Origin of the sequence: Leeia speluncae (assembly GCF_020564625.1) — a bacterium.
Lineage (GTDB): Bacteria > Pseudomonadota > Gammaproteobacteria > Burkholderiales > Leeiaceae > Leeia > Leeia speluncae.
The window spans coordinates 36,672-56,303 of sequence record NZ_JAJBZT010000003.1 but is presented as its reverse complement, the minus strand read 5'-3'; the positions used below and the strand labels follow the sequence as shown (position 1 = coordinate 56,303).

The 19,632-nt window shown below is 45.7% G+C and carries 20 protein-coding genes and 3 tRNA genes; 10 read left to right on the top strand and 13 right to left on the bottom strand.

Annotated elements, in window-relative coordinates; all coding sequences use genetic code 11:
• Nucleotides 1-24: 24 nt before the first annotated feature.
• Nucleotides 25-1,380 carry a GGDEF domain-containing protein gene (locus tag LIN78_RS06215; RefSeq protein ID WP_227179618.1) on the bottom strand — a complete coding sequence of 452 codons (1,356 nt, stop codon included), beginning with the start codon at nt 1,378-1,380 and terminating at the stop codon, nt 25-27.
• A gap of 65 nt (nt 1,381-1,445) precedes the next feature.
• On the bottom strand, nt 1,446-1,781 hold the full coding sequence (locus tag LIN78_RS06210; RefSeq protein ID WP_227179616.1) for a YegP family protein: 336 nt from the start codon (nt 1,779-1,781) through the stop codon (nt 1,446-1,448).
• A 236-nt stretch (nt 1,782-2,017) separates the two neighbouring features.
• Between LIN78_RS06210 and LIN78_RS06205 the strand changes: the two genes are divergently transcribed.
• Both LIN78_RS06205 and LIN78_RS06200 read left to right on the top strand, forming a co-directional pair.
• Entirely contained in the window at nt 2,018-2,473 is a 456-nt protein-coding gene (locus LIN78_RS06205) for a hypothetical protein (protein ID WP_227179610.1), read from the top strand.
• 178 nt (nt 2,474-2,651) lie between these two features.
• Entirely contained in the window at nt 2,652-2,912 is a 261-nt protein-coding gene (locus tag LIN78_RS06200; protein WP_227179607.1) for a hypothetical protein, read from the top strand.
• 71 nt (nt 2,913-2,983) lie between these two features.
• Here LIN78_RS06200 and LIN78_RS06195 read toward each other — a convergent pair whose 3' ends face one another.
• The 7 genes from LIN78_RS06195 to LIN78_RS06165 form a co-directional block, all read right to left on the bottom strand.
• On the bottom strand, nt 2,984-3,700 hold the full coding sequence (locus tag LIN78_RS06195) for an aspartate/glutamate racemase family protein (protein ID WP_227179605.1): 717 nt from the start codon (nt 3,698-3,700) through the stop codon (nt 2,984-2,986).
• A 3-nt stretch (nt 3,701-3,703) separates the two neighbouring features.
• A complete protein-coding gene (locus tag LIN78_RS06190; RefSeq protein ID WP_227179603.1) occupies nt 3,704-4,372 on the bottom strand; it encodes an HAD family hydrolase in 669 nt (222 codons plus the stop codon).
• Entirely contained in the window at nt 4,372-5,100 is a 729-nt protein-coding gene (gene ubiG / locus LIN78_RS06185; RefSeq protein ID WP_227179601.1) for a bifunctional 2-polyprenyl-6-hydroxyphenol methylase/3-demethylubiquinol 3-O-methyltransferase UbiG, read from the bottom strand. The genes LIN78_RS06190 and ubiG overlap by 1 nt, the downstream gene beginning before the upstream one ends.
• A 76-nt stretch (nt 5,101-5,176) precedes the next feature.
• Nucleotides 5,177-6,496 (bottom strand): TRZ/ATZ family hydrolase, encoded by a 1,320-nt coding sequence (locus LIN78_RS06180; RefSeq protein WP_227179599.1) that lies wholly within the window; start codon nt 6,494-6,496, stop codon nt 5,177-5,179.
• A 199-nt stretch (nt 6,497-6,695) separates the two neighbouring features.
• A complete protein-coding gene (gene rraA / locus LIN78_RS06175) occupies nt 6,696-7,175 on the bottom strand; it encodes a ribonuclease E activity regulator RraA (protein ID WP_227179597.1) in 480 nt (159 codons plus the stop codon).
• A 48-nt stretch (nt 7,176-7,223) separates the two neighbouring features.
• On the bottom strand, nt 7,224-7,943 hold the full coding sequence (locus tag LIN78_RS06170) for a type 1 glutamine amidotransferase (protein ID WP_227179595.1): 720 nt from the start codon (nt 7,941-7,943) through the stop codon (nt 7,224-7,226).
• A gap of 139 nt (nt 7,944-8,082) precedes the next feature.
• Nucleotides 8,083-8,988, bottom strand: a complete 906-nt coding sequence (locus LIN78_RS06165; protein ID WP_227179593.1) for a LysR family transcriptional regulator — start codon at nt 8,986-8,988, stop codon at nt 8,083-8,085.
• Nucleotides 8,989-9,116: 128 nt separating this feature from the next.
• Between LIN78_RS06165 and LIN78_RS06160 the strand changes: the two genes are divergently transcribed.
• A complete protein-coding gene (locus LIN78_RS06160; RefSeq protein ID WP_227179591.1) occupies nt 9,117-10,532 on the top strand; it encodes an aldehyde dehydrogenase family protein in 1,416 nt (471 codons plus the stop codon).
• An 81-nt stretch (nt 10,533-10,613) separates the two neighbouring features.
• On the opposite strand, the gene LIN78_RS06155 is transcribed toward LIN78_RS06160, so the two are convergent.
• From LIN78_RS06155 to LIN78_RS06145, 3 genes are read right to left on the bottom strand one after another with little or no spacing between them, the layout of a single operon-like run.
• Nucleotides 10,614-12,572, bottom strand: coding sequence for a transglutaminase TgpA family protein (locus LIN78_RS06155; protein WP_227179589.1), 1,959 nt, complete (start codon nt 12,570-12,572; stop codon nt 10,614-10,616).
• A gap of 5 nt (nt 12,573-12,577) precedes the next feature.
• Nucleotides 12,578-13,528: a DUF58 domain-containing protein gene (locus LIN78_RS06150; protein ID WP_227179587.1), complete on the bottom strand. Its 951-nt coding sequence runs from the start codon at nt 13,526-13,528 to the stop codon at nt 12,578-12,580.
• Nucleotides 13,528-14,463 carry an AAA family ATPase gene (locus LIN78_RS06145; RefSeq protein WP_227179585.1) on the bottom strand — a complete coding sequence of 312 codons (936 nt, stop codon included), beginning with the start codon at nt 14,461-14,463 and terminating at the stop codon, nt 13,528-13,530. The genes LIN78_RS06150 and LIN78_RS06145 overlap by 1 nt, the downstream gene beginning before the upstream one ends.
• Nucleotides 14,464-14,534: 71 nt before the next feature.
• On the opposite strand from LIN78_RS06145, the gene LIN78_RS06140 reads away from it, so the two are divergent.
• Both LIN78_RS06140 and LIN78_RS06135 read left to right on the top strand, forming a co-directional pair.
• Nucleotides 14,535-14,867: a hypothetical protein gene (locus LIN78_RS06140; RefSeq protein WP_227179583.1), complete on the top strand. Its 333-nt coding sequence runs from the start codon at nt 14,535-14,537 to the stop codon at nt 14,865-14,867.
• 154 nt (nt 14,868-15,021) lie between these two features.
• Entirely contained in the window at nt 15,022-15,360 is a 339-nt protein-coding gene (locus LIN78_RS06135) for a P-II family nitrogen regulator (protein ID WP_227179581.1), read from the top strand.
• A gap of 100 nt (nt 15,361-15,460) precedes the next feature.
• On the opposite strand, the gene LIN78_RS06130 is transcribed toward LIN78_RS06135, so the two are convergent.
• Complete coding sequence (locus tag LIN78_RS06130; RefSeq protein WP_227179579.1) at nt 15,461-16,438, bottom strand: recombination-associated protein RdgC; 978 nt, start codon at nt 16,436-16,438, stop codon at nt 15,461-15,463.
• 88 nt (nt 16,439-16,526) lie between these two features.
• Between LIN78_RS06130 and uvrC the strand changes: the two genes are divergently transcribed.
• The 5 genes from uvrC (at nt 16,527) to LIN78_RS06105 (ending at nt 19,576) form a co-directional block, all read left to right on the top strand.
• Complete coding sequence (gene uvrC / locus LIN78_RS06125) at nt 16,527-18,365, top strand: excinuclease ABC subunit UvrC (protein ID WP_227179577.1); 1,839 nt, start codon at nt 16,527-16,529, stop codon at nt 18,363-18,365.
• Between the two features lie 155 nt (nt 18,366-18,520).
• Complete coding sequence (pgsA, locus tag LIN78_RS06120; protein ID WP_227179575.1) at nt 18,521-19,105, top strand: CDP-diacylglycerol--glycerol-3-phosphate 3-phosphatidyltransferase; 585 nt, start codon at nt 18,521-18,523, stop codon at nt 19,103-19,105.
• 95 nt (nt 19,106-19,200) lie between these two features.
• Nucleotides 19,201-19,276: transfer RNA gene (locus LIN78_RS06115), tRNA-Gly, on the top strand.
• 65 nt (nt 19,277-19,341) lie between these two features.
• Nucleotides 19,342-19,417 (top strand) — tRNA-Gly (locus LIN78_RS06110).
• Between the two features lie 85 nt (nt 19,418-19,502).
• Nucleotides 19,503-19,576, top strand: a tRNA-Cys gene (locus LIN78_RS06105).
• Nucleotides 19,577-19,632 lie beyond the last annotated feature (56 nt).

Sequence of the window (19,632 nt, the reverse complement as noted above, 5' to 3'; positions counted from 1 at the left end):
GTGGGGTGATACGTCAAGCAATGCTTAGCTGGCTACAACGCAACGGTTGCGTCCGGCTTCTTTCGCTTCATACAAGGCCGCATCCGCTCTGCTAATTAACCGTTGATAATCTGGGTGGCCATCATACTGTGCAAGTCCAACCGATACCGATAAATGTACTGGCAATGGGTCTGCTAGTGATATTGGCGTGTGGGCAATTTTATGTCTCAGTTTTTCGGCAATGGCCAAGGCCTGATGTGGTGTGATTTCAGTAAGTAATACTAAAAACTCTTCACCGCCATATCGGAAGACAAAGTCTCCGGCTCTTACTTGGCTAATCAAGGTAGTGGCTACGTGCTGGATGACCTTATCACCCATGTCATGTCCATGAAGGTCATTGATCTGTTTGAAGTGATCAATATCTATCATTAAGACTGCAAACTCATCTTTTCTTTTGCGATGCAGTTCGATTTCATGCCTTAAAATAGTCGAAAGAAAGCGTCGATTAAATAACTGGGTCATTGCATCTTTACCCACTTCTAAGCCAATGAAGCGGTCAAAGATGGTGGAAAGCAAATAAGTAATCTGCTCTATGTCGCTAACTAACTGCCGTATTGTTTGCGTTTGGTTTTGTGTATGCTCTTCATTCGAACCGATTAGTGATGGTAATGTCTCGTTATCAATTTTGGCGATGAGCAAATCGATCTTTTTCGATTCATTGGTTTGGTCAAATAACAGGCTTGCTTTGTGATGTAACCATAACCCAAAAGCAGATTCAGATAACTTGGTGACATGGTTTAAGGTTTGATTGGTGGTTAGTGCGCGGAAAAGTTTGTTTTCCCACTCCAGTAACGCACTTACTTGCCGCTCTTTCTCTAATGATAGATTTTGCCCTGCGGCGACAATCTTATACGCTTCATCAATCCGTGCATTTTTTGTATGAGATGCGATAAACGCATGGCTCATTTCTTCTAATGCAATATCTAGCAAGGTTTCTATCCGTAAGACCGCCGCTAGGATCAAAGAGGTTGACGCGTCTGTTTTGAGTAGTTCGTCGTGTATTTTGTGTTTAAGTAAGCGGAAACCTTGGGTTACGAGCCCGATTGGAATTTCTATGCGCGCATGCACCTCTCCAACATGGCGCTGAATGGCCAGCATTTTGTTGAGAGAGTCTTCATCTGCAACGGAAAAGACTTTTTCTAACCATACTTGCAAACCTGGTTTTAAATGTGCCTGAATCACTTCGGGGGATAAGAAGTGTGCGGCTTCCGTATTATCCAGCATGTGGTTATAGAATGAAGCAGCAAAATTCTCTTTGTGCTGTTCAATAATGGCTTTGGTTATCGTGATGGCTTCTTGGCAAAAAATAATTTCAGCACGATAAAAGGTGGGCGTTTGCATGTTTTATCTTTTGATGTAAAAACGCCTGCCAAGTCTGGCAGGCGTTGATGTTTGAATGAGTGGATTTACGCTTCAAGCTCTACCACATCAGCATCAGGGGCGTTTTTATTAACGGATGCAATGCCATTTTCCATTGCACTTGTTCCTGAATACATTTCACTTCGCCCAATTTCTTGTCCATTCCCTGCTTTTAATACAAAGTAGGGTTCACCATTTTTGGATTCGCGCGCTTCAAATTTGTCTAAATCTGCCGCGTTCTTTTTTACGGACTCGATGCCATTAAGGGCTGCTGCTTTGCTGTTATAAATTTCACTCGTCAGAATAACTTGTCCATTCCCCGCTTTCAGGTTGAACATAAAGCCATCATTTTTGGTGGGTTTGAGTTCGAATTTTCCAGCCATTTTACACTCCATGTAGTTAAGCCGATTAGATTCAGAAAAGCAGGGCATGTGTAGTGGTGAGTTTGTTGCCCATGAAAATGCCATACTATACCAAAGCACTAAGAATAGGGAATATGACCAAAAAGTTGATTGAAAAATGTCTCTAAATTGCGCATGATTAATTTATGCCAATTGTATAATTATTTTACAATCTATGCTATTTTGATTATGATATTGTACTTTTTTGGATGGTGGAAATGAAAAGGTTGATATTGGGTATCGTTACTTGCCTTGCTTTAATTGGGCAAGTACAGGCGCTGACAATCGATGCACGTGTGGGCAATCTGAATGATCCAAAAGTTTGTGCAAATATTCGACGCGCCGATGCAGAGGCTAGATTACATATTACAGATTCTGAAACCGTTTTTAATAATCTGTATGAACAACGCCCTAAAAAGAATAGGTTGCCAAAAGGCATTAGTCAGACTGGCAACACGCTAGTCATTACCGCCCCGAACCTACCCCCTTTAAAGTTTAAAGGGGCTTACTTTCCGCCGGGGAAAAATGGAGGGGAGTCAGATGAAGAGTATTACGTTTACGTACACGCGTTTGAAAAATACCATTTGATTGCAGTGGAGTATGCACATGATAGTTATGACTATGTCTTGGTTGACAAGACAACACTCAAGCTCTTCATGGTAGACAGGTCGTAACCAGTGCGCCTGATTCAGGCTCTGAGACGCTCCTGTTAAAACCTCAACGGAACATCCTGTTGAAAAAATTCTGATTGCTAGCTTGTTATTGTCTTGCGCGGCTAATGTTTTTGCTCTTTCTCCGCGAGATGGAAGCTATACATGTAGCGAGTGTAATGGCCTGCTAAAAGTGAAAAAGGTGAAGGAAAACACCTATAAAATTTGGTTGGGTGCGGGAATGGGAAGTTGCGGGGGAGATGTAAGCATCAACAATAAAACACTCACATTAGATACTTCAGGCACCGCCAAATATCCTTGGAAAAATGGAGCGAAACGTTGTGAAACGACAATCCAGTTTACAAACAAAGGGGCTGAGGTGAGTGATTCTTGTGCTGTAGAAGGCTCTACTTGTGATACAGATGGCTCGTACACCTTCGATCCATTTCTCTCTAGTCACTAAATAGCTATCGGCTCTTTTACTGTCCCTATCTACAGATTCGTTAAATTGCGGTGAGCATTGTTACTGCTAATTTAGCGAATCAGATGGGGTTTTTCTTCTGAAAGCATCCAAGAAAGCGCTGCGGTGGCGTGTAGCTTGGTGGTATCAAATAGCGGCAGAATCGAATCTTCGTTTTCTAGTAGTAAACCTAATTCGGTACATCCCAGAATAATCCCCTCTACACCCATTGCTGCTAACTGCTGCACAATCCGCTTGCAGCGTTGGCGTGATGTATCGCTAATCATACCCTGACAAAGTTCTTGGAAAATAATCCGATGTAGGTCTTCTCTGGCTGCTGTATCAGGTACTAGACATTCAATTTGATAGTGTTGGGCGAGGTGCTCTACATAGAATGGTTTTTCCATCGTAAAGCGTGTGCCCAGCAAACCGACTTTTTGAATGCCCGCTGTTTGTAGCGCTTTGGCGGTGGGGTCGACAATATGTAAAAAGGGAAGTGGGGTGGCGGCAATAATTTGCTCTGCCACTAAGTGCATGGTGTTGGTACAAAGAATAATGCCGTCTGCCCCAGCATTGGCTAGACCCGCGGCGGCATTGGCGAGCAATTGCCCTGCGCCTTGCCAATCTTCAGATTGCTGCAAACTAGCTACTTCCGCAAAGTCAACGCTATGAAGAATTAGTTTGGCGGAGTGGAGCCCGCCCAAACGGTCTCGTACACCCTCGTTTAGATAGCGGTAATAAGGTAAGGTAGATTCCCAACTCATGCCGCCTATCATACCGAGGGTTTTCATGACTTAGCCTTGTGGAATATGGGTGATTAACTGCGCTGGTTGATCAATCGTAATATCTGCACCCCATTCTGTTGGTGTGTCAGTACTCGAAATATAACCATAATTTGCTAATACCGTGAACATTCCTGCTGCTTTTCCGGCATCAATATCGCGTTGCGCGTCACCAACATACCAACAATCACTAGGGGCAACCCCCAACTCGGCAGCTGCATGATACATCGGCTTTGGGTCTGGTTTGGCTACGCCAACGGTATCGCCGCTAACAACCGTGCCTGGCTCGATTAGAAAGCCAAGCTTCGGAACAAGCCTATCAGTAAAGCGCATCGGTTTGTTAGTCACAATCCCCCAACGAATGCCTTGTGCTTCTAATTGTTGAATCAGGCTGTTCACCCCATCAAACAACACGGTACGGTCACAAAACATGTGCTCGTAATGGTTCAAAAAACGCTGGCGATAATCGTCAAATTGGGCATGTGCTTTATCAATCCCAAAGCCAAGTTCGATTAGCCCGCGTGCGCCGTGTGAGGCAATAGGGCGAATACGCTCATACGCTACACTTGGCATGCCTTCTTCTTGTAAAAGGGAGTTTAATGCGCCACCTAAATCTTGTGCGGTATCGGCTAGCGTTCCATCTAAATCAAACAATACTGCTGCTGGCTTTTTTAATGACATTAAGCAGGGTCCTTGCGGCAGGCAATCATGTAATTCACATCTGTATCGTTATTTAGCGAGTACTGCTGTGAAATGGGGTTAAATGTTAGTCCACTCATCTCGACTAGCTCTAAACCAACACCTCGTGTCATGCGCACGAGTTCAGATGGTTTGATAAATCGCCCATATTCATGAGTACCTTTCGGCAACATACCGAGTAGGTATTCCGCACCTAGTACCGCCATCAAGTAAGATTTTGGATTACGATTGAGCGTAGAGAAGAACACATAACCGCCTGGCTTTACTAGTGCAGCACAACTAGCGACGATGCTCGCTGGCTCTGGTACGTGTTCTAGCATTTCCATGCACACAACCACATCAAATGTTTCTGGATTTTCTTCGGCAAACTGTTCTGCGGGTACGCAACGGTAAGTGACTTTTTGGCCGCTTTCTAACAAATGTAGTTTTGCAACTTTGAGCGACTTTTCCGCCATATCTATGCCGGTTACGTCTGCGCCTTTTTCGGCCATGCCTTCACTCAGAATGCCACCGCCACAACCCACATCCAATACTTTTTGTCCGGTTAAGCCGGCGATTCTTTCAATAAAGTGAACGCGTAATGGGTTGATATCATGCAGTGGTTTAAATTCACTGTTTTTATCCCACCATTTATGGGCTAATTGGCTGAATTTATCGATTTCATGTGGATCGACGTTTAATTCTTTATTTTCTTGAGTGGCAGCGCTCATTTGAGATCCTTGAAGGCAGTCAACGATTGACGCCCATCTAACCAGTTGAACAACGGGAAAGATGGGCGTTAGTCGATTAAGCTTTTAGCTTGTCATGCCAGCTTTGTGCTTTGGCTAGCAATTCTTTTTCGTCTACGGTGGTTAGTTCGCGGTTGGCAACAACACGGTTACCATTCACCCATACGTTGGTCACGTGTTCTCTACCTGCTACATAAACTAGCTGTGAGGTTGGGTCAAAACATGGCTGGCATACTAGGTCAGAAAGATCTACTGCGGTGATGTCAGCTAATTTACCCACTTCAATCGAACCAATTTCATGATCACGACCAAGCGCTTTGGCTCCACAGATGGTTGCCATTTCTAGTGCTTTAGAGGCTGGCACCACTTCTGGGTTTTCTGTACCAACTTTTGCTAGTAGTGCTGCGGTGCGCATATCGGTAAACATATCGATACGGTTATTCGATGCCGCACCATCTGTACCAATACCCACGTTAATACCAAAGTCGTGCAGCGCAGGTACAGGGCAAATGCCTGAGGCTAGTTTCATGTTTGAAGATGGATTGTGGGCAATGTGCACTCCGTTTGCGGCTAACTGAGCCATCTCATCTTCAGTTAAATGCACCATGTGAACAGCAATTAAGCGCGGGTTTAATAAACCAAGACCTGCTAGACGTTCTAGTGGGCGCACACCATGCTCTTTCAAGCTGCCTTCGATCTCTGCACGTGTTTCATGAATGTGGCAGTGAATCTGCATGTCTAGTTCTTCCGCCAAAGACAACATGCGTTTAAAGGTATTGTCAGAAATGGTATATGGCGCATGCGGTGCCATGGTGAATTGTAGTAGCGGGTGATCACCAAACTTGTTGTAAGCTTCTAGGCCTTTTTTCAGGTAGTCATCTGCGTCTACAGCGTATTGTGTCGGGAATTCGATCACGTTCACACTCACTGCCGCACGAATCTGCGCATCAATCATTGCTTGCGCGGTTGGCGCAGGGAAGAAATACATGTCGTTCAGTGTGGTCACACCACCTTTTAACGATTCCGCTGCTGCCAATAAAGTACCGTCGTAAACAAATTGTTCACCAACGTGTTTTTTCTCTGCTGGCCAGATATGGTCATTTAGCCATGTCATTAGGGCTAAATCATCCGCAAAGCCACGCAGTAAGTTCATTGCTGAATGCGTGTGCAGATTGATTAACCCTGGCATCAGTGCGTGACCAGGTAATTGAATGTGCTCTTTCGCTTCGAACGCCTTTTGCGCATCAGCGGTAGGTAAAATCGCAACGATTTTTCCTTGGCTAATGGCAACGGAGTGATCGTTTAGCACATTATTGTGGTGGTCAACAGTAACCACCCAGCGGGCGGAAATCAGGGTATCAATCTGGTGGGGTAGCATAGCAATAGGTATCCGTTAAGTTGGGTTGACAGGCCCAGACTTTTCTAGTCATGAACTAGCGGAATTTTACCCTAGAAAACCATTGTCTGCTGCTGTGTTATCGCTTATTTCCCTTTTAAAAGAAATACTTTGCGATGAATCTAGCAAGACAAAGTGATAAATGTATTTTCAACCCGTTTAAAGCACGCAAACTGCGGGCTTACCACAGCGCCGATGGGGAAATAATCACACCATCTTCGTCGGCATAAACGTAATCATTCGGGTGAAATTTGACATCGGCAAAATGCAAAATCATGTTTCTGTCGCCAACGCCTTTTTTCACGCTTTTTAGCGGGTGCGTATTGAGTGCTCTCACACCAATAGGGAGCTTGCTAATGGCAACGCTATCTCGAATACAGCCGTACACAATGATGCCGGCCCAGTGATTATCAACAGCAAGTGCTGCAATTTGATCACCCACTAAAGCACAACGTAATGAGCCGCCTCCATCCACCACTAAGACTTTGCCTTCACCTGGTTCAGAAAGCGTGGTGCGAACCAAGGAGTTATCTTCAAATACTTTTAACGTGACAATCTGGCCGTAAAAACGAGGTTGGCCACCATAGCTTTTGAAGATTGGGCTGGCAACTTGAAGATTTTCGCTGTGTGCGTCACACAGGTCGGTGGTGAGAAAGGTCATTGCATTGTTCCTTGAGTAGGTTCATCGGATTCCTGTTGCAGGAATGACTTATGCACGAATAAGGCCTTGTATCCATCTACTGTAGATACGATGCGCTATTCGGTTACTCTCCGGTATGCTTTTTGCAAGTGATGCGAGTATCTCGTCGGCTGACTGAACACTAGCATGATGTTGGACGGACTCAATCTCGGCCCGTTCTTCTATAGACCAATGTTTTACCTTATCTTCTTTCACTTCGCAATGGAATTGCATGCCTAAGTGCTTGTTGTTTATCAAAAAAGCTTGGTTTTGCCAGTGTGCGCTACTTGCAATGAGGCGTGCGCCAGCGGGAAGTTGAAATCCTTCTCCGTGCCATTGAAACAATTTGGCTGGGTTCTCTCCGCCAAACCATTCACTCGCCTCTTTTTCATCATGTATTTGAATTTGGCACCAACCAATTTCTGGCATTGGTACTGGCGCAACCGTTGCACCTAACCCTTTGGCGATTAATTGCCCCCCTAAACAGTGCCCAATCATCGGAATATCTAATTCATAGGCTTCTTTAACGAGCTGCATCTCGGTGCTTAACCAAGGGTAAATAGCTTCGTCATTGACACTCATCGGCCCACCCAACATGCAATAGCCACTAAAGTTGGCGATAGTCGTTGGCAGTTCATCTCCCTGATCCATCCGGAAAAGCTGCCAAGGGATGTTTTCGCTATCTAGAAAATCAGTGAAATAATCGGGCGTGTCGTGATGAATCTGCTGAACAATCGCAACGGGTTTCATGTGGGCAGTGCTTTCGAGTGAATGCTATTTTTGCCAGCCAGTTTACTGAAAGGATGCTGAATAACAAGAAAGAACCTGCAATATCATCTTGCAGGTTCCGCAATAGATTTAATCGGATCGGGCACGTGAAGAGTGAGAGTTAAAGCTGTTGGTCTCTTAGATATTGCTGCACATGTTCTAAAAAGGCGCCCACTTTGGGTGAAAGCAGCTTTCTTTGCGGGTAGACCGCATAAAACGTATCTAGCTGATCATCCACAATATTTTGCCAGTCGGGTAATAGCTTCACTAAACCACCCGTTGCCACTTCATTTTGGATGAGCTTATTCGGCAGACGACAAATCCCCACCCCTGCTAGCGTGAGTTGTTTTAGGCTATTAATACAGTTACTTTGTAAGGTGCCCGTTGGGATCACTTTTTCCCGTTTACCATTTTTCTGGAACTGCCACACCATGTCTTTGTTGGTTCGGTTGTAAGGAATGCAGACATGGTTTTTTAGGTCATCCGGCGTCGTAGGGATGCCGTGGGCGGCCAAATAAGCAGGGCTTGCGCATAAACTACGGTCAAAGCTAAATAAGCGTCTGGCTACCACGCTTGAATCATGTGTATTACCTTGCCGAATGGCTAAATCAAAGCCAATATCAATGAGATTTAGGTAATCATCTGACAATTGCAGATCAATCTTTACACTTGGGTATTTCTTCAAAAAGGAAGGAATTGCCGGCACTAAGTAGAGTGTGGTGAGGACTAATGGGGCGGTTAATCGTAACGTCCCGCTAGGACGCTGGGTCAGTTGATTTAGCACGGCGCTGCCGCTGTCATGCGCTTCTAATAAGGCTTGCGCATGCGGTAGATAATGTCTACCCGCTTCGGTGAGCGACACATTTCGGGTAGAGCGTTGGAGTAGCCTTGCGCCCAATGCCGTCTCTAATTGCTGAATTTGTCGGGTGACTGTCGAGGGCGTCACGCCAAAGCGGGTGGCTGCAGAAGCAAAGGTGCTGTGCTCAGCAACATGCACAAATAATTCGATGGCTTGAAGCGTAATCATTATTGCACATTCGATAATAAATAATTGCCATATTAGGGCTTGGTTGCATTGATTGCAATGGTTATGATGCGTGGTATTGATCGCATCAGTGTCGGTAAATACCGGCGTGGAATCTCGGAGAGATGAACATGAAACGTTACGAAAAACTATTTATTAATGGCCAGTGGGTTGCTGCAGAAGGAACCGGTTGGACTACGCTGATTAACCCTGCTACAGAAGCACCCGTTGCTGAAGTGATCAATGCCAGCCAGGCGGATGTTGATAAAGCGGTGAAAGCCGCGCGGGCGGCCTTTTCTAGTTGGTCTCAAACGTCTTCTGCCGAGCGCGCAGAATACATTCGTAAATTGCAAAAAGCCTTAGAAGCGCGCAAAGAAGAGCTGGCCATTGCGATTTCCCAAACCATGGGTTGTCCAATTAAGTGGGCCAGAATCATTCAAGTGAACTGCGTTGCGGCCTTTGCTAAATTTGCTGACCGTGCTGCAGAAATGGATGTAGAAAAGCAGGTGAATAATTCGCTCGTGGTTAGAGAGCCGGTGGGGGTATGCGCGTTTATTACCCCTTGGAATTACCCGCTCTATCAACTAATTGGCAAGGTGGCACCAGCGTTAGCCGCTGGTTGTACCATGGTGCTAAAACCCGCATCGATTACTCCGCTGCAAGATTTGATTTTTGCTGAGTGCGTCGAAGAAATTGGTTTGCCAGCAGGTGTATTTAACCTGCTGACGGGTAAAGGGGGTGAACTAGGCGATGCGCTGGTTACTCATCCAGAAGTAGATATGGTTTCCTTTACCGGTTCTACAGGCACTGGCGCGCGTATTCAGCGTCTTGCAGCCGATTCAATTAAACGAGTTTGCCTAGAGCTTGGTGGTAAGTCTCCACTGATTATCACTGAAGATGCACCACTTGCAGAAGCCGTACGCAGCGGCGTGCGTGATGTGATGATTAACTCTGGTCAAACATGTATTTGCCAAACGCGTATGTTGGTGCCGCGTAGTCGCTACGAAGAGGCGGTGGTGTTGGCAAAACAATACGCAGAAGAAATGCCGGTTGGCGCAATTGATGATGAAAATACCGACATTGGCCCATTAAGCTCGTTAGCGCAGCGCGAAACCGTCTTGAAATATATCCGAGCCGGTTTAGAAGAAGGTGCAAAACTGGTGACTGGTGGTGTTGAGCGTCCAGAAGGTTTTGATAAAGGCGCTTATGTACGTCCTACCATTTTCAGAGATGTGCACAATAAAATGACTATCGCACAAGAGGAAATCTTTGGGCCAGTCATCGCGATGATCCCATATGACACCATCGAAGAAGCCATTGAAATCGCTAACGATAGCAAATACGGCCTTTCTTCTGGCGTTTGGGCTGCAAACAAAGAAGAAGGTCTAAAAATTGCGCGCCGTATTCGTGCTGGGCAATGTTATGTAAACGGTGGTGATTTTAACTACGATGCGCCATTGGGTGGCTACAAACAATCGGGCAATGGCCGTGAATGGGGCGATTTTGGTATTCATGAGTTCTATGAAATTAAATCGATCCAGCTATAAACGTTTCCCCCACTAACCCAACTAAGTTAGTGACTATGCCAGCAGATACTTCATCTGCTGGTTTTTTTATTTTAAGCCCGACTATTGGCGAGAACGTTTAGGCAGGGTACTTATCTGCGATTTCATTTGCAGACGCGCGTTTGTGTCTAGTGGCTGATTGCCATAGCGCACTCCCTGGTAAAGCGCTAAGAACCCCAATAATTCTTTCTTCGGTGTTGGCCACTCACGCAATACTCTGTGTATAAACGCGCCTTCACCTTCAGATGGTACACGTACAAATCCTCTACTTTTTAATCGCTTGCACAGTAAAGCAAATAGCTTCTGCTCTTCGCTTAAGTGCCGGCGCCTTGGCCATAGCAATACAATGACCGCGATCATGGCAAAGAAGCCGAGGGCAACGGCAATGAGTTGATACAAGGTTTTTCTATCGCCATCTAAGCCAAGTTTTTCAAGCATTTCTCTTTGCTTTTGTCTGTCGTAACTTAAAATCAAGCTATTCCATTCATTTAACAGAGAGTCGGCAAACCAGCCTAACTGTTTTCCCCATGTTGCTTCTGTTGCTGTGCGTCTACTATCGGTACGGCTATCGCCCAATTGAAGGACACTGGTTTCTACCCGTTCAGGGGCGATAGCTGCTGTCGGGTCGATACGTACCCAACCTTTATTTTCTAAATACACTTCTGCCCATGCATGTGCGTTGGCTTGGCGAACTAAATAGTAATTGCCTACTTGGTTATATTCTCCGCCTGCATAACCAACAACCACCCTAGCTGGTACACCGGCAGCTCGCATTAAAAAGACAAAAGCACTCGCATAGTGTTCGCAAAAGCCTTTTTTGCTGTCAAAGAGAAACTCATCCACGCCATTCTCACCCAGTAAACCGGGTTTGAGCGTATAGCTAAATGGCGCGCTGCCAAATAAGGTAAGCGCTGCCTGAACACGGTCTTCTGGCCTGGCAAATTTACTTGCCCAAGATTGCCCAAGTGCAGTTGCTTTGGGGTTGCCAAAAGGAAGTGCTAATCCTAATTGCTTAGAAAAATCATCTAGGGGGTGGAAGCTATTTTTTGTTCCGCTACTTGCTGAATAACGCGTTCTCCCTTCAGGAGGACGAATTAAGAGAAATTCATCATCCATATTCATAAAACCACGTTCTTTGGATTGGATGTTTGTCGCAGGGGAGAGGAGATACAGCCAGCGATTGCTTGCCGCTTCTAGTGTAATGGTGTAACTGACATTAGTGACAACCTCATCAGCCTTATTCCATTGATAACCCTTGCGCGATGTATTTCCTTTCCAACTCTTACCATCAAAATCCCACAGCACTAACCCTCGCCAATACATATCGGTTTTGTCAGGTGTTTGGCCAGTAAATGTCACTCGAAACGCTGGCTCGGCAGATTGAACAATTTCGCTCATCGAGCCAGGGTTCATGGTATCGCTAATGCCAGATTGGGCTTTAGGCGGTTCGTTAATTTGCCAAAGCGGGTGCTCAAATCGAGGAAATAAAAAGAATAGGATGGCAATTAACGGTAAACCAAAGAGAAATAGCTTCGTGAGATACCGTGAAGGTAGTTGTTGCTGCACGCCGGGATGTGCAATCACTAGCCAGTGGTATAGCGTTAGCCCTGTGGTGATCACCATTAATACCGTTAGCCAAATCGGTTGGTCATACAATACAGGTAGAAGTAAGGTGAAAAAATTCAACTGGCAGCAAATGATCGCATCGCGGCCGGTTCTTGTTTCTAGCCATTTCAAGCTAGCCACCAACATAAAGAACGCCACCGCAATGTCTTCTAGTGCAAATTGGCTGAGGGCAATTGCCGTTGCGCCGAGTGCTAAGGAGAGAAAAATCGCAACTCTCGTTTGCCCAACAGGCAACGCATTATGGTCTTTCTTCCACCTTATCCAACCGGTCAGAACAAGTACGCCCGGAATAGCTAATAAAAATAAGGGCAGATAAAAGACGAGCGGCAGCAGCGCAAGGCTTAGTTGTAAGCCAAGCTTTCCATAGGCGGGTTTGGTCACAGAGGCTTGATGCATTTCGGCTAGCCTCTCCACGCTGCTAAAGCGGTGAGGCACTGGTGTAAGTGTGCATCCCCTTTGTTTGGCATCAACTGAACACCAGGCAAGGACAAACCATATTGCAAACCTTGCGCTTCCGCGTCTATCACCCATGCACAGAGCCGAGATAGTCGAAGCTCGGTATCTTTTTCGCTCGCCGTTTGCCGCCAATCCAGCCATAAATTACTGGGGACTTGCGCTTCTCCATATCGGCTAACCAGTTCGTCTGATCTTGCGCTGTGTTTCCAGGCAATTTGCTTTAAGGTATCGCCTAGTTGGTAGGGGCGAATCAGCTCTGGTAGTTCATCGTCTGGCTTGGTTCTTTGCCCTGTCGTATCCTCTCCTTGATCAGGAGACGGAAGGGGCGGGTAGGCTTCTTCCGGTGCGGGATACACCGTAATCTGTTGGGCTAAATCTGCATAAGACCATACGTGGAATAACCGAAATGGAAACTCTCCTGCAATCTTAATTCGCTTGATTGGATGAATGCCGCGCTTTAAATGCCCAATTGGGACCAATAAAACCGTATCTTGCTCTGCATGGACTTCGTAATCTTCGCCTGTATGTTTTTGGTAACGAATAGAAATTCCAAATCGACTATTTTTACTCGTGTTACGCGCGGTGACAGATAGCACGGCGGGTTGATTGGCAAAGATCGCAGATTGAATAGCGTGCCCCACCTTTAGGTTTTGCACATTACGATACGCAAACCACATGCTCCCCAATGAAATACTGATAAGGGTAAAGGTGAGAATCAGACCAAGGTTTAAGTTAAAGTTTAGCGAAGCCAGCAGCATGGTTATCAACAACACAGAAAACCAGATCCCTAGCCATGTAGGTAAAATATATAGATGACGATGATCTAGCGTTACCCAGCCTTCTTGCGGATACCTTGGGCGTTGCAGCCATGTCCGGATGCGATGCTGAATCATCATTAAGGAATCGCGACCGATTTAACTAGATCTTGGCAAATGGCTGTCGCCGCATCAATGGTGCTATTGGGTAGTAAACGATGTCCTGCGACCGGTGCAAACACCATTTGAATATCTTCCGGGGTCACAAAAGATCGACCATCAATAAATGCCCATGCCTTGGCTGCTTGCAGTAGGGCTAAGCCACCTCTTGGGGAAAGGCCGTGAGTAAATCGGTTTGGCTCTCGCGTTGCGCTAACTAAAGCGATTACATAATCCGCCAATGCACTGCTGACTGTGACCGAATTCACTTGTGCCTGCAGTTGCAATACATCATGAGTAGCTAGTTTAGACAAATCCACCTTGTCTCTTCGTTGCCCTAAATACAATGCTTTTTCAGCGGCCGCATCTGGATAGCCAATTGATAAACGCATCATGAACCGATCTAGCTGCGATTCGGGTAGTGCGTGCGTGCCAATTTGGTTTTGCGGGTTTTGTGTGGCAATCACAAAAAATGGGTCGGGCAAAAGATGTGTCGCGCTATCATGAGTGACTTGCTGCTCTGCCATCGCTTCTAGCAGTGCACTTTGTGTTTTGGGACTCGCACGGTTGATTTCATCGGCTAATAGCACCTGAGAAAAGATCGGGCCACGATGAAACTCAAACTTGCCCGCATCACGCAGGTAAACCGATACCCCAATCAAATCGGCGGGTAGTAAATCACTCGTGAATTGTACCCGCTGATAGTTTAGTCCTAGCGAACTTGCCAAGGCATGGGCGAGGGTGGTTTTACCAACGCCAGGAACATCTTCAAGTAGCAAGTGTCCCTTAGCTAATAAGGACGTCAGCGCATATCGAATAACCAATTGCTTCCCTAACAGATGCTGTTCAACGGAGTGCAAAATAGACGCAACTTGCTCGGCTGGCTGTAATTGATTATTGTGGTTGGTGCTGGTCATATAATAGTTGCCATCAAATCGGGTTAAACGAGACGGTTTCACCCGTTCATAAAGTGTGATATGTCGATGCCATGAATGTAAACGAAGAACAGATCCCTGTAAACGGCACGGTAGTCGAGACGAATGATCCGATGCTTGCCGAGTTGGAAAAACGGCTTGCCGCTTCCATTTTATTAAAGCTTGTTATGGGAGCCATTATTTTTTGGCTATCTAGTGGGTTTGACCAATACGGCTGGGCACGGTTCAGCCAGTTATTTGCCTTTTTAGGTATTGCGCTAGCAAGTTGGGCGCTAATTTGGTTTGTCAGGCTCATGCTAGATAAGCGAAAAATGTCTAACTACGAAGCAATCGCTTGGTCAGATATCCCTGCATTTGCTGCGATGCGGCGAAAATGTGGGTGGTAGATGACAGATAAATGATCTATAGTAATATCAAGCTTACACAATAAAGTGGAAGCAAATTGGTACATATATTGCGTTTCCAAATCAGATCTAATGAAATGAATTCGCCGAATTCAGTTTTGATTTGAAAACGAAATAGCGAAGTTCGGAGAGAATTGTGAAAAAAGTCGAAGCGATTATCAAACCATTTAAACTAGATGAAGTGCGTGAAGCGCTTTCAAATGTAGGTATTACCGGCATGACCGTGACAGAAGTAAAAGGCTTCGGTCGTCAAAAAGGTCATACAGAACTTTACCGTGGTGCGGAGTATGTAGTCGATTTTCTGCCAAAAGTGAAACTAGAAATGGTGATTGCTGACGAAACAGTCGATGCAGCCATCGATGCCATTACCGCCGCTGCCAGAACAGGTAAAATTGGCGATGGTAAAATTTTCGTGACGCCAGTCGAGCAGATTATTCGTATCCGTACCGGCGAACAGAATGAAGATGCGGTGTAATCCGCAATAACGCACCGATTCGATCGGTGTAGATAGTCAAAAGCCCGCAATTGCGGGCTTTTGCTTTTCTTATTAATAGAAAATAGAGACTAACCAAGGGTTATTCCCAAGGCGCACTTTCTGCGGTGTTGCTCGATACTGCTGGAGCAGGGGAAGTGGCCGTTTCCGCCTCTTCCATTTCTTCTCCTAACCAGAGCATTAAATCGGCGAGCATTTTGCGTAAGGCATCAGCCTGAATCGTTAGCGTTGCTTCTACCATCGCACGACGATCATCCGTATCTGAATTTAGCAGTTCATCTTGAATCAGTTCCAGAAACTTCAGACGCTTAATTTGCCAGTCATCCGTCAGCATTAGGCTAATACGATCTTGCCATTGTAAGCCTAGCTTTACCGGCTGTTTACCCGTCGCCAAATGCGCAGCAACTTCCGGTTGCAATAAATCGTGACGAGCAAATCGAACCACGCTTTGCGTATCGCCATGGCCTTTTAGTTCGCAGTCACTATCTAATTGAAATAACTGAAGTTCTTGTTCTTCTGCAGGGATCAGCAACAAGTCTGCCATCTTGCTAGCAGGAGAGTGAGCGGCCTCAGGACGCTTCATCTTTAATGATTCAATCGCCGCAATCAACGCGCTAATCACTTGCTCGGCTTTATTCATATTGCCAGCATCTACCAAGACCCAACCCGAAACAGGGTCTAGCATCACGGCAATACGGTTAAAGCGGCTAAATGCTTGTGGCAGCAGGGTATCTTCGATTTGTTCTTTTAGCGTTTGCTTTTCTTTTTTACCTACTCGGCGAGCCTCTGTTGCCTGAATGTGATCCATTCTTTCTTGCAATTCTTGGTTAATCACACTAGAAGGTAAGATTTTTTCTTCGGTTTTGAGTACGCACCAAAGCGCACCACCCGCAGAAATAACGAGTTCATCGCAGCCAAAAGCATCAGACCATCCGGCTTGGCTTTTGTCAGATTTGCTACACGGCGCAAATCGTTGCGGGCTTAGTTTATCGGTCAATTCCTCTGCTGTTAGTGATAGAGGAGCGGTTAAGCGATAGAGTTGCAGATTTTTGAACCACATGATCTGTCTGTTCTTTCTTGTTTGTTTCAGCAGCAAAGGCCTGAAGTTTACTATAATCATCGCTTCCCTGCTTTGCCGATGATCGCAAATGACTGAAACTACCCCATTTGATATACCCGGATTTTTGAAAAACTTACCGTTATTACCGGGCGTCTATCGTATGTTAGACGAGACTGGCAATGTCCTTTATGTCGGTAAGGCAAAGGCATTAAAAAAACGGGTGAGCTCTTATTTTCAGAAAACCGATCATTCCCCACGCATTCAATTAATGATCTCGCAGATCAAGCAAATTGAAGTGACGGTGACGCGTAGTGAAGCAGAGGCGCTGCTACTAGAAAACAATCTAATCAAAAGCTTAAAGCCGAAGTACAACATTTTGTTTAGGGATGATAAGAGTTATCCCTACATTATGCTGACAGGGCACGAATTCCCAAGGGTTGCCTACTACCGTGGCGGCCTAGATCGTAAAAATCAATATTTTGGTCCTTACCCAAACGTCTGGGCGGTGAGAGATAGTGTGCATCTGCTGCAGAAAATCTTTCATTTGCGCACTTGTGAAGATACGGTGTTTCACAATCGCTCACGACCTTGTTTACTGTTTCAAATCAAACGTTGTTCTGCTCCTTGTGTCGATCATATTTCACCAGAGGCATATGCTGCGGATGTGCAATCAGCCAGACTATTGCTAGAAGGCAAGCAAAAGGATGTGATTGATCGCTTAACAGACGATATGCAAAAACATGCAGAAGCATTTGCCTATGAAAAAGCAGCCGTCGTCAGAGACCAAATTCGTCAATTGCAAACGGTGCAGGAAAAGCAGTTTATTTCTAGCAATGTTAGCCAAATGGATACAGATATCGTCGCGGTGGTGATTGCAGAAGGGACTGCTTGTGTAAACCTAGTGATGATCCGCGGTGGGCGACATTTAGGCGATAAAGCACTTTTTCCTGGGCACGTATCAGAAGAGACAACCGCCGCAGAGGTATTAGACGCCTTTCTGCAACAACACTATCAATCTATGTCGCCACCCGCCTTAATCGTGGTGAATCATGCGGTAGAAGATGATAGTTTAGAGGCGCTTCTATCTGAGCAAGCAGGGCGCAAAATCAAACTCAATAGCAACCCCAATGGTGAGCGAAGAGTGTGGCTGCAAATGGCAGAAAAAAATGCTCAGTTAGCATTAGCGCAACGGCTATTGTCTAAAGCATCACAAGATATGCGGCTGCAAGCATTGGCGGACGCCTTAGTTTTTGATGAAATGCCGGAACGAATTGAATGTTTCGACATCAGTCATACACAAGGCGAGGCAACTGTAGCTTCTTGTGTGGTTTACGACAAACGGAGTATTCAACCATCTGAATATCGGCGATTTAATATTTCTGGCATCACACCAGGGGATGATTACGCCGCAATGCGACAAGCATTAACTAGGCGCTATGGTAAATTGGTCGAACAAAAAGAGGCCGGTGAAGAAGTAAAATTGCCTGATCTGCTGCTAATTGATGGTGGACTTGGGCAAGTTAACATTGCGCTAGAAGTATTGGCGGAAGTGGGGTTGCCAGACCTGCCAATTGTCGGGGTGGCAAAAGGAGAAGATCGAAAGCCGGGGCTAGAGACCCTGATTATTCCCCAGCAAGATCGAAGTATTAACATGGCAAGCGATGCGCCTGCCTTACATCTGATTCAACAGATTCGTGACGAAGCCCACCGCTTTGCTATTACAGGGCACCGTGCCAAACGAGGGAAAGCAAGGGTACAATCTAGCTTGCAAGAAATTGAAGGAGTGGGCGCCAAACGTCGTCAGCGCTTGCTAACCCGTTTTAACGGAATGCAAGGTTTATTGGCCGCCAGTGAAGAAGATATTGCGGCGGTAGAGGGGATTGGCGCTTCATTGGCCGAACGGATTTATCGTCAACTGCATGAATAAACCGCATGTGGTGAGAAATGATTGATGTAAAAACCAACTGTAGTGGATGTACTCACTATTCGTTTGTGTTGGTACAAATGTATTTTAATAAAAAATGATTACTGGGCAGCAGGTAACATAGCCCACTCAATCTGCAACAAAGACTGGATTAGAGGATGTTCAACCTTCCCACATTATTAACGTGGTTAAGAATCGTATTAATTCCCTTGTTTATCGGGATTTATTACCTCCCTGAAAAATGGCTACCCATGCCAGACAAGAATCTCACTGCCACCGCTTTTTTTGTGTTGGCAGCTGTTACTGATTGGTTTGACGGTTATCTTGCCCGAAAACTGAATCAAACCTCTTCCTTTGGTGCATTTCTGGATCCCGTTGCCGATAAGCTAATGGTTGCCGCAGCGCTCGTGATGCTGGTGCAGTTAGGACGTGCGGATGCAATGTTTGCTGTCATTATCATTGGCCGCGAAATTACCATTTCTGCCCTGCGAGAATGGATGGCTGGGCTAGGGGCAAGAAAAAGCGTTGCCGTCTCTTATGTGGGTAAATTGAAAACCGCCGCCCAGATGATTGCTATTACTGCATTACTCTTTGACTGGCAATTTGCTTCAGGTACCGATACCAGAATGGTGGGACGTGGTTTATTGGTAATCGCCGTGATCCTTACTTTGTGGTCGATGGTTTACTACCTTCGTCAGGCATGGCCATTAATGGTTGGTCACGACGAGAAGAAAGAAAAATAAACTTTTTTATAAAAAGGTGTTGACACCGTCCGTAAAGTCTTTATAATTGCGGTCTCTTGTGAATGCAACGCAATACAGCAAAACAGCAAGACGAAGCGGGAGTAGCTCAGTTGGTAGAGCGCAACCTTGCCAAGGTTGAGGTCGCGAGTTCGAGACTCGTCTCCCGCTCCACTTAAAACTAAATAGTTTTCGGTGGTAAGTTAGGCAGATTTGTAGTAAATTCACAACACTCCAATGCGGGAGTAGCTCAGTTGGTAGAGCGCAACCTTGCCAAGGTTGAGGTCGCGAGTTCGAGACTCGTCTCCCGCTCCAGTTTTCTAAAACATCATTTCTTTGATGTTTCGCTTTACAGACTTAAGATTTCATAGAAGTAATTTACTGTTTTAAGTCTGTGTACGGCGGGGTAGCAAAATGGTTATGCAGCGGATTGCAAATCCGTCTATGCCGGTTCGATTCCGGCCTCCGCCTCCAAAAAAAATCTCTCAAAAACTTCCAAATTTTTCCAGCAATATAGTGTTTTCTATTTT

Excerpts from the sequence above, each read along its gene's own strand:
- LIN78_RS06130 (WP_227179579.1), bottom strand. The coding sequence starts at position 16,438 with ATGTGGTTCAAAAATCTGCAACTCTATCGCTTAACCGCTCCTCTATCA.
- LIN78_RS06140 (WP_227179583.1), top strand. The coding sequence starts at position 14,535 with ATGAATGTAAACGAAGAACAGATCCCTGTAAACGGCACGGTAGTCGAG.
- LIN78_RS06215 (WP_227179618.1), bottom strand. The coding sequence starts at position 1,380 with ATGCAAACGCCCACCTTTTATCGTGCTGAAATTATTTTTTGCCAAGAA.
- LIN78_RS06160 (WP_227179591.1), top strand. The coding sequence starts at position 9,117 with ATGAAACGTTACGAAAAACTATTTATTAATGGCCAGTGGGTTGCTGCA.
- LIN78_RS06210 (WP_227179616.1), bottom strand. The coding sequence starts at position 1,781 with ATGGCTGGAAAATTCGAACTCAAACCCACCAAAAATGATGGCTTTATG.
- uvrC (WP_227179577.1), top strand. The coding sequence starts at position 16,527 with ATGACTGAAACTACCCCATTTGATATACCCGGATTTTTGAAAAACTTA.
- LIN78_RS06150 (WP_227179587.1), bottom strand. The coding sequence starts at position 13,528 with ATGATGATTCAGCATCGCATCCGGACATGGCTGCAACGCCCAAGGTAT.
- LIN78_RS06145 (WP_227179585.1), bottom strand. The coding sequence starts at position 14,463 with ATGACCAGCACCAACCACAATAATCAATTACAGCCAGCCGAGCAAGTT.
- LIN78_RS06195 (WP_227179605.1), bottom strand. The coding sequence starts at position 3,700 with ATGAAAACCCTCGGTATGATAGGCGGCATGAGTTGGGAATCTACCTTA.
- LIN78_RS06165 (WP_227179593.1), bottom strand. The coding sequence starts at position 8,988 with ATGATTACGCTTCAAGCCATCGAATTATTTGTGCATGTTGCTGAGCAC.
- LIN78_RS06155 (WP_227179589.1), bottom strand. The coding sequence starts at position 12,572 with ATGCATCAAGCCTCTGTGACCAAACCCGCCTATGGAAAGCTTGGCTTA.
- pgsA (WP_227179575.1), top strand. The coding sequence starts at position 18,521 with ATGTTCAACCTTCCCACATTATTAACGTGGTTAAGAATCGTATTAATT.
- LIN78_RS06205 (WP_227179610.1), top strand. The coding sequence starts at position 2,018 with ATGAAAAGGTTGATATTGGGTATCGTTACTTGCCTTGCTTTAATTGGG.
- LIN78_RS06180 (WP_227179599.1), bottom strand. The coding sequence starts at position 6,496 with ATGCTACCCCACCAGATTGATACCCTGATTTCCGCCCGCTGGGTGGTT.
- LIN78_RS06170 (WP_227179595.1), bottom strand. The coding sequence starts at position 7,943 with ATGAAACCCGTTGCGATTGTTCAGCAGATTCATCACGACACGCCCGAT.
- rraA (WP_227179597.1), bottom strand. The coding sequence starts at position 7,175 with ATGACCTTTCTCACCACCGACCTGTGTGACGCACACAGCGAAAATCTT.
- ubiG (WP_227179601.1), bottom strand. The coding sequence starts at position 5,100 with ATGAGCGCTGCCACTCAAGAAAATAAAGAATTAAACGTCGATCCACAT.
- LIN78_RS06190 (WP_227179603.1), bottom strand. The coding sequence starts at position 4,372 with ATGTCATTAAAAAAGCCAGCAGCAGTATTGTTTGATTTAGATGGAACG.